Source organism: Desulfoplanes sp. PS50 (assembly GCF_053851535.1).
In genome coordinates this window covers 1-1,110 of the sequence record NZ_JBSPZA010000088.1, presented here as the reverse complement: position 1 = coordinate 1,110, position 1,110 = coordinate 1, and the positions used below count along the sequence as shown (strand labels likewise).

At 43.3% G+C, this 1,110-nt stretch carries 1 protein-coding gene; it reads left to right on the top strand.

What is annotated here, in order from left to right; genetic code table 11:
- Positions 1–670, top strand: a 670-nt coding sequence (locus ACTVJH_RS15870) for a transposase (protein ID WP_455992865.1), incomplete at its 5' end; no start/stop codon positions are given.
- Between the last annotated feature and the right edge of the window lie 440 nt (positions 671–1,110).

Genomic DNA, 1,110 nt, shown 5'->3' with positions numbered 1-1,110 from the left:
CCTTAGAAGAGTACTTAGATACAGAAATCTATTGGTTCGTCAAGGTACATGCATGAAGAACAAAATATCAGGTTTGCTTATGGAGTTGGGCGTTGTCTACAACAAGCAAAAGTTACATGGTTCAAGATATTTTTCTCATCTATTAGATACTATTGAGGACATCCCGGAATCTGTTCTTTTGATGCTTCGATTGAGTCGTGCAAATTTTGAGATGCTCACCGGATTGCAGAAAAAACTGATCAATCTTTTGGAAACGGATTCTCTTATCAAGGAACGGGTCGACCGGTTAATGACAATCAAAGGAGTGGGGCAAGTGACTGCACTCACATGGGTTTTAGAGATAGAAGATCCAAACAGATTCTCCAGCATTAGCAGGGCGGTGAGTTATTGTGGCCTCTGCAGTGCTCAAAAAGAATCCGCAGGGAAAAACATGCGAGGTCCAATCTCAAAGAAAAGGAACAAACATCTTCAATGGGTTCTCATCGAGGCGGCAAAGCTTGCTCCCAGATGGAATAGACAAATCAAGACATTTCATGAGCGAGAACTCGAAAAGGGTAACAAGAACAGAGCAACCCTGGCAGTTGCTCGAAAATTGGTAGCCTATATGCTTGCAGTAGACAAAAGCAAAAATGATTTTGTTGATAGATCGGTAGATGCTGCTTTGATATAACAAGCGGGACGGATGTCATGATTTTTGAACTTGCAGGCTACTTTGGGGTACCTACACTCCAAAAATCACGCCATCCGTCCCTCATAGTCCATACTTACATTTGCATCATACTTTTCCCGCCAGTCCTTTCCAAAGGGACTGTATGAACGATTTCATCGTGATATACCTTTAACCTGTTTAAAGGCTGGCGGGTTTAGCCCAAACTTAATCTTCAGTGACGGTCACGAATATGGAACAGTGCATTAGAAAATAGCTCGGTTCCGACCCGATACTGCAAATGGATGTCTGGCCGCGACCTTCAGTCTGCTGGCAGCTGAGAAAGAGCAAAAAAAGAAGTGGTGAGAATGTAAGGGAAAAAAAGCCAACCGAACAGGAAAACTCGGGAGGGTGATGGGAAAACTACGTCTTCCCCCTTGACTTACTTATCATGGATGTCCCTT